Annotated in this window: 10 protein-coding genes; 3 read left to right on the top strand and 7 right to left on the bottom strand. The window is 64.2% G+C overall.

The genetic code is table 11. The annotated features are described in order from the left end of the window. From ACT8II_RS02565 to nagB, 3 genes are all read left to right on the top strand, one after another. A partial coding sequence (locus ACT8II_RS02565; RefSeq protein ID WP_443812940.1) for a hypothetical protein occupies positions 1 to 108 on the top strand: 108 nt, incomplete at its 5' end. An 81-nt stretch (positions 109 to 189) separates the two neighbouring features. Then, the gene (locus ACT8II_RS02560) at positions 190 to 687 is read left to right on the top strand and encodes a PTS sugar transporter subunit IIA (RefSeq protein ID WP_294158881.1); all 498 of its coding nucleotides are present in this window, start codon (positions 190 to 192) and stop codon (positions 685 to 687) included. A 287-nt stretch (positions 688 to 974) separates the two neighbouring features. Then, on the top strand, positions 975 to 1,703 hold the full coding sequence (nagB, locus tag ACT8II_RS02555) for a glucosamine-6-phosphate deaminase (RefSeq protein ID WP_443812938.1): 729 nt from the start codon (positions 975 to 977) through the stop codon (positions 1,701 to 1,703). Between the two features lie 91 nt (positions 1,704 to 1,794). On the opposite strand, the gene hisE is transcribed toward nagB, so the two are convergent. From hisE to hisC, 7 genes are all read right to left on the bottom strand, one after another. Next, a complete protein-coding gene (gene hisE / locus ACT8II_RS02550; protein WP_276675329.1) occupies positions 1,795 to 2,112 on the bottom strand; it encodes a phosphoribosyl-ATP diphosphatase in 318 nt (105 codons plus the stop codon). Between the two features lie 71 nt (positions 2,113 to 2,183). Further along, positions 2,184 to 2,507, bottom strand: a complete 324-nt coding sequence (hisI, locus tag ACT8II_RS02545; RefSeq protein WP_443812937.1) for a phosphoribosyl-AMP cyclohydrolase — start codon at positions 2,505 to 2,507, stop codon at positions 2,184 to 2,186. Further along, positions 2,507 to 3,289: an imidazole glycerol phosphate synthase subunit HisF gene (gene hisF / locus ACT8II_RS02540; protein ID WP_443812936.1), complete on the bottom strand. Its 783-nt coding sequence runs from the start codon at positions 3,287 to 3,289 to the stop codon at positions 2,507 to 2,509. The genes hisI and hisF overlap by 1 nt, the downstream gene beginning before the upstream one ends. Before the next feature lie 3 nt (positions 3,290 to 3,292). Next, a complete protein-coding gene (locus ACT8II_RS02535; RefSeq protein WP_443812935.1) occupies positions 3,293 to 4,033 on the bottom strand; it encodes a HisA/HisF-related TIM barrel protein in 741 nt (246 codons plus the stop codon). Positions 4,034 to 4,150: 117 nt separating this feature from the next. Further along, the gene (locus ACT8II_RS02530) at positions 4,151 to 4,876 is read right to left on the bottom strand and encodes an imidazole glycerol phosphate synthase subunit HisH (protein WP_443812934.1); all 726 of its coding nucleotides are present in this window, start codon (positions 4,874 to 4,876) and stop codon (positions 4,151 to 4,153) included. 11 nt (positions 4,877 to 4,887) lie between these two features. After that, entirely contained in the window at positions 4,888 to 5,487 is a 600-nt protein-coding gene (gene hisB, locus ACT8II_RS02525) for an imidazoleglycerol-phosphate dehydratase HisB (RefSeq protein ID WP_419005335.1), read from the bottom strand. Between the two features lie 15 nt (positions 5,488 to 5,502). After that, positions 5,503 to 6,585 (bottom strand): histidinol-phosphate transaminase, encoded by a 1,083-nt coding sequence (gene hisC, locus ACT8II_RS02520; RefSeq protein WP_443812933.1) that lies wholly within the window; start codon positions 6,583 to 6,585, stop codon positions 5,503 to 5,505. Positions 6,586 to 6,587 lie beyond the last annotated feature (2 nt).

Here is a 6,587-nt window from a genome sequence, read left to right as displayed (position 1 = left end):
TCCGGTACCGAGCCGCTTGTGCGCGTGATGGCCGAGGCAGAGACGCAGGAGGCGGCACAGGCCGCCGTCGACTCGATCGTTGCCGTGGTCCAGCGCGAGCTCCCCTAAGCGAGCCCTGGTTTCCGGGATTGGTTTTCGGTCTCACAGTTCGGTAGAATGGAGAGACATGGGGGACCTCAAAGGAGTTAGATGTTCGACAGATTTCTCAAGTCGCTTAACGTGAACACTCGCACGAGCGTACTGACCTCGCCCTTGGCGGGCCATGTTATCCCGCTTTCGGAAGTCTCTGACCAGATGTTCGCCAAGGGCTTGCTTGGTCAGGGCGTGGCCATTCAACCCACGGGCAATCGCGTGGTGGCCCCGTCCGATGGTAAGATCGAGGCGATCTTCCCCACGGGGCATGCGGTGGCGATTCATACCGCCGAAGGCCTCGACGTGCTCATCCACGTTGGCCTGGAGACGGTTAGGCTCGATGGCAAGCATTTCAAGGTGAACGCGTCCGTGGGAGATGCAGTGCATCGCGGTGACGTGCTCATAGAGTTTGACGGAGAGGCCATCGCAGCCGAGGGCTATGACGTCACGGTGCCGATCCTTATCTGCAATTCTGCGGAATATGCCAGCATTAAGGGATCGGAAGGAGCGGATGTCGAGGAGCTCGACCAGCTCATCACCGTTCGTTCGCGGTAACGGGGCCCGATGGGGCAATTGGAATGACAAACCCGCCAGGAGTTTCTCTTGGCGGGTTTCCCTTAGCTTGAGGGCTTGCGAGGCCATACTTGCATTTCCTCGCGCAACCTTCACAATAGAAGTGCTGGGGCGAACGCGTCCGAGTCGCCGTGGACGGGCAGGGGCCTCGACACGGTGGGGATTTTGACATACGCGCCCTCGCCCTGGACGGTGCGCGTCTCACGTTGGTTGCGGCCGACGGGGCCGCATGTGCCGGGACTGGATGTCCCGGAGGAAAGGAGCGCGTCATGCGTATCGTTCACGCCGCCGACTATGAGGATATGAGCCGAAAGGCGGCAAATCTCATCGCCGCTCAGGTTGTCATGGATCCCTGCTGCGTCTTGGGTCTTGCCACCGGTTCCACGCCCATCGGCACCTATCAGAACCTCATCAAGGCCTATGAGGCGGGCGATCTGGACTTTTCCCAGGTGAGCACCTACAACCTGGACGAGTATCGCGGTTTGTCCCACGACGATCCCCAGAGCTACCATTATTTCATGAAGGAGAACCTGTTCGATCACATCAACATCGATCAGGCCAACACCCATGTGCCGGACGGCTCCAACCCCGATGCCGAGGCCACGTGCGCCGAGTACGACCGTATCGTCGAGGAGGCCGGCTATCCCGACCTGCAGCTCCTGGGCATTGGCAACAATGGCCACATTGGTTTCAATGAGCCCGACACCTGCTTCTCCAAGGGCACGCACTGCGTCGACCTCACCGAGAGCACCATCGAGGCCAACAGCCGCCTGTTCGACAACATCGATGACGTGCCGCGCCAGGCCTACACCATGGGCATCCAGACCATCATGAACGCCTACATGGTGCTCGTGATCGCCAATGGCGAGAAGAAGGCTCAGGCCGTGCACGATATGTGCTTCGGTCCCATTCAGCCTTCCTGCCCGGCGTCTATCCTGCAGCTGCACCCCAACTGCGTGGTCATCGCCGACGACGCGGCCCTGTCGCTCTGCAAGTAATCGTTGCTCCATTGTCCCTGGGCCTCGGCTGCGCGCCGAGGCCCTTTTTAACCGCCCCGACGCCTGAACGCCTGCGGGCGAATGACGGGAACTACTTCATCCGGGCATTGAGCTCGCCGGCGAGTTCGTTGAGCGAGATGCCATAGCGTTCGAGGGTCACGAGCAGGTGATATACCAGGTCGCCCGCCTCATAGCGAATGTGATCGTGATCGCGATCCTTACAGGCCATGATGATTTCGCTGGCCTCCTCGGCGAGCTTTTTAAGCAGCTCGTCCTCGACATCCGTGAGCAGGCGTGCCGTATAGCTCTCCTGAGGAGAGACATCGCGGCGCGCGTGGATGGTAGCGGCCAGCCCCTCGAGGGTCTCGCCGATGTTACCGGGTTGTACGTTGGCGGTTCTGACTCCCATGTTGGTCTCCTGTTCGATGATGCGATGACGTGGGACGGTGGTTCGCCGTTGCGCCGCGCCGACGGATGACGTTATTCCGCCTCGAGCGCGTTGAAGAAACAGGTTCGGTTTCCGGTATGGCACGCGGGGCCGGGCGAGTCGACGAGCGCGAGCAGCGTATCGGCGTCGCAATCGGCTCGCAGCTCGATTACAAGCTGCATGTTGCCGCTGGTAGCGCCCTTGTTCCAGAGCTCCTGCCGGCTGCGGCTCCAAAACCAGGTGGTGCCCGTCTCGAGCGTGAGGCGCACCGACTCTCGGCTCATCCAGGCGACCATGAGCACCTCGCCCGTATCGTGCTGCTGCACCACGCAGGTGATGAGGCCACGGTCGTCAAATCGCAGGTCATCGATGTTCATCAGAAGTCCAATCTCACGGGAATGCCCTGGGCGGCCATGTATTCCTTCACCTGGCGGATCGAATAGGTGCCAAAGTGGAAGACGCTTGCGGCGAGTACGGCGTCGGCCTCGCCCTCGAGTACGCCCTCGGCGAAGTGCTCGAGCGTGCCCACGCCGCCTGAGGCGATGACGGGAATGGACACCGCGCGTGCCACGGTACGGGTGAGCGCTAGATCGAACCCGGCTTTCGTGCCGTCGCGGTCCATGCTGGTGAGCAAGATCTCACCAGCCCCGCGGCGAGCCGCTTCCTCTGCCCAGGCAACGGCATCGATGCCAGTGGGGGTGCGTCCACCGGCAAGGTACACCTCCCACCGATCGGCACCGGGCGCTCCGGGCTTGCCCACGCGCTTGGCATCGATCGCCACCATAACGGCTTGGCTGCCGAATGCGGCCGCGGCTTGCGTGATGAGATCGGGGTCGCGCACCGCAGCCGAATTAACCGAGACCTTGTCGGCGCCGGCGGCAACCATGGTGCGCATGCCGGGAAGGTCGCGGAATCCGCCGCCCACGGTGTAGGGGATGGCGAGTTCGGCGGCGGCGTGGGCAGCCATGTCGATAGTCGTGACACGGTTGTCGCTCGTGGCGGTGATGTCGAGGAAAACCACCTCGTCGGCACCCTCACGGTCATAGGCGGCGGCGAGCTCGATGGGATCGCCGGCGTTGCGTAAGTCGACGAAGTTCACGCCCTTGACCACACGCCCGTCGCTCACATCAAGACAGGGGATAACACGTTTGGTGAGCATGATCTACCTCCCAGTCGCCGCATCGAGCGCCTGATCGAGCGTGAAGGAGCCTTCGTACAGGGCGCGTCCGGTAATGGCTCCCTCGATGACTTCCGGTCCGGCGGCGGCAAGGGCCCGTATGTCCTCAAGTGTCGAGATGCCGCCCGAGGCGACTACGGGAAATCCGGCCACCCTGGCGACCGAGCGATACGCATCGACATCGATGCCCGTCTGCATGCCATCGCGGGCAATATCGGTGAACACGAGGTGCTTGAATCCCAGCGAGGCGAGTTCGGACACGACTTCGTCGCGACTGCGCCCAACACCGTCGCGCCAGCCGTTGACCTTGACCTGCCCGTCGCGGGCAGCGACGTCTGCAACGAGCAACTCTCCAAGTCCACGCGCTGCGACCTCGGCAAACCCGGGTTCAGTGACCAAGACGGTGCCGAGGGCGATGCGCTTGGCACCCGCCGCGGCGAGCTGGTCGATGCGTGCGAGGGAGCGGACGCCGCCGCCGACGTCGATCGATAGCCCCTCTATGGAGCAAATCGAGCGAATCGCGCGCATATTCGCGGCGCATGCGCCGTCGTCTTCGCCGAACGCCGCGGAGAGGTCGACGACGTGGATCCACTGCGCGCCCGCTTGCGAGAAGTCGCGTGCGATGGCGACGGGGTCGTCGGAATAGACCTTCATGCGGCTGCGGTCGCCTCGTTCGAGACGTACGACCTTACCGTCAATCAGGTCGATGGCGGGAAAGAGGATCACGAGGGGCCTCCTCGGTAGAGGGTGGATGATGCGGTGCGGGCGTGGTGGGGTGCGACGCAGGGGGATGCGGTGCGGGCGATGCGAAGAGGTGTAACTCCCGGGGCACGCTGTGAGCTCCTAGGAGCACAGGCGCACGAAGTTGCGAAGAATCGTGTGCCCATGCGCGGAGGACTTCTCGGGGTGGAACTGGCAGCCGAAGACGCTGCCGCGCGCCGCAACGGAGGCGAAGTTGCGTGCATAGTGCGTGACGCCCGCCACGTCGTCCTCATCGACGTCGGCCCCGAGGGCATAGGAGTGGGTAAAGTAGACATTCGACCCCTCGGCGAACCCCTCCAGCAAGGGGCACGGGCGCCCGTGCCCGGTCAGGTGCACCTGATCCCAGCCCACATGGGGAACCTTGAGACGCGCCGATTCGAGCCGCGTGCAACTGCCGGGAAGCACGGCGAGCCCGCGCACCCAGCGCGTCCCGTCGGCCTCGAAAATCGAACCGGCGTCGAGGCCCGTGCCGCGGGGGTCGGGTGCGGGGACGGTTGGCGCGTCTGCGGGAACGCCCTCGTCACCGCGTTCGAAAAGTAACTGCAGCCCCAGGCATATGCCTAAAAACGGCGTGCCCTTGCCGCCGTGTGTGGCTTCGATCACGGCGCGGTCCTGACCGTGTTCGGCCATGTACGAGATCGCGTCGTAAAACGAGCCGACGCCCGGCAGGACGATGCCATCGGCGCTCGCGATCGCATCGGGGTCATCGGACGCGAAGGCATGCGCCCCCGCGCGCGTGAGCCCGCGCACGACGCTCGACAGATTGCCTTTGTGGTAGTCGACCACCACGATGCTCGGTTCGTTCACGGATGCCTCCCTTACAGCGAGCCCTTGGTGGAGGGCACGCCGTTCACGCGGGGGTCGAGTTCGCAGGCGTAGCGCATCGCGCGGCCAGCCGCCTTGAAGGCTGCCTCGATGATGTGGTGCGAGTTCGCTCCGGCGAGCTCGCGTACGTGCAGCGTCACGCGCGCGTCGCGGGCGAAGGCGTAGAAGAACTCGACGGCGAGCTCGGTGTCAAAGGAGCCCACGCGCTCGGTGGGAATGGGAAGGTCGCAGTACGCCTGCCCGCGCCCCGAAATATCAACGGCCGCCTGGACGAGCGTCTCGTCCATGGGTATGCACACGTCGGAAAAGCGCGTGATGCTCGCTTTGTCTCCGAGCGCCTGGGTGAATGCCTGGCCGAGCACGATGCCGGTGTCCTCGACGGTGTGATGTGCGTCGACCTCGATGTCTCCTGTGGCACGGACGGTGAGATCGAATAGGCCATGGCGCCCGAAGGCGTTGAGCATGTGGTCGAAGAACGGTACCCCGGTATCGATTGAGCAGGTGCCGGTGCCGTCAAGGTCAAGCTCGACGGTGATGTCGGTTTCCCCGGTGACGCGCGTGACGACGGCGCGGCGGTTGGCGGAATCGGTCATGGCGATCGGTCCTCCTTAAGGTAGAAGTTCGGTCAGCGCCGCGATGACGGCGTCGTTTTCCTCGGGCGTTCCCACGGTGATGCGCAGGCAGTCCTCAAGACCGGCCGCGGAGCTGAAGTCGCGCACGAGGATTGAGTACTCGTCGCGTAGGCGGTTGCGGATGACGGTGGCGCCTGCCATGCGCACCAAAAGGAAGTTCGCGCTGCTCGGCCATACGGTGATGCCGGGGAGTTCCTCGAGGGCACGCTGCAGCCGTGCGCGTTCGGTGACGATGGAGGCGGTGAGCGGCTCGAGGGCGCCGCGCTTCCGCACAAGGGCGAGTGCGGCTGCCTGTGTGAGGACGTTGACGGAGTAGATCTGGCGCACGGCGGAGAGCGCGTCGATGATGTCCGTGGCGGCCATTACGTAGCCGCAGCGCGTCCCGGCCGCACCGTAGGCCTTGGAGAGCGTGCGCAGGATGACGAGGTTGTCGAGGTGCGCGAGGAGGGGCAGGGCCGAGGCATCCTCACCGGCGAACTCGATATACGCCTCATCCACCATCACCAGACCGTGGCACGCGTGGCAGACGCGCTCGATGAGGCCGAGGTCGGCCAGGTCGCCGGTTGGGTTGTTGGGCGAGGTGACAATCACGAGGTCACAGGTGCGCGCGCAGGCGAGCAGCGCCTCCTCGTCCAAGGTGAGCGTGCGTGGATCGCGGCCCGCAGTGCGGACATTCGTCTCGGTGAGCTGGGCGAAGAACGCGTACTCCGAGAAGCATGGCGGGCAGATGAGGACGGAGCGATTCCGGCCGCCGAAAGCGAGCAGGAAGTTATAGAGAAGCTCGTCGCCGCCGTTGCCCACGCAGACCTGGGCGCGCGAGACGTCGTTCACGGCGGCAATCTCGTCACGTAGCGCATCCGACATGGGGTCGGGGTAGCGATTGAGCGGGGTCGCGGCGAGTACCTCATCCACGGCCTCGCGGACGCTCGCCGGCAGGGGGTGGGTGTTCTCGTTTGCGGAGAGGTTGATGCGTGTGGCCGTGAAGTTCGGATCGTACGGTTCGATGGAGCGCAGGTGCGGCTGCATGAGGCGTTGGACGCGGGTGGAGAGCTCTGCCACGG

It is taken from the genome of Collinsella sp., assembly GCF_052346665.1.
Classification (GTDB): domain Bacteria; phylum Actinomycetota; class Coriobacteriia; order Coriobacteriales; family Coriobacteriaceae; genus Collinsella.
The sequence above is the reverse complement of the archived record's forward strand: the minus strand, read 5'-3'. Positions and strand labels throughout refer to the sequence as shown.

What these genes read in the sequence shown, in the direction of transcription:
- ACT8II_RS02560 (WP_294158881.1), top strand. Translation starts at nt 190, where the DNA reads ATGTTCGACAGATTTCTCAAGTCGCTTAACGTGAACACTCGCACGAGC.
- nagB (WP_443812938.1), top strand. Translation starts at nt 975, where the DNA reads ATGCGTATCGTTCACGCCGCCGACTATGAGGATATGAGCCGAAAGGCG.
- hisE (WP_276675329.1), bottom strand. Translation starts at nt 2,112, where the DNA reads ATGGGAGTCAGAACCGCCAACGTACAACCCGGTAACATCGGCGAGACC.
- hisI (WP_443812937.1), bottom strand. Translation starts at nt 2,507, where the DNA reads ATGAACATCGATGACCTGCGATTTGACGACCGTGGCCTCATCACCTGC.
- hisF (WP_443812936.1), bottom strand. Translation starts at nt 3,289, where the DNA reads ATGCTCACCAAACGTGTTATCCCCTGTCTTGATGTGAGCGACGGGCGT.
- hisB (WP_419005335.1), bottom strand. Translation starts at nt 5,487, where the DNA reads ATGACCGATTCCGCCAACCGCCGCGCCGTCGTCACGCGCGTCACCGGG.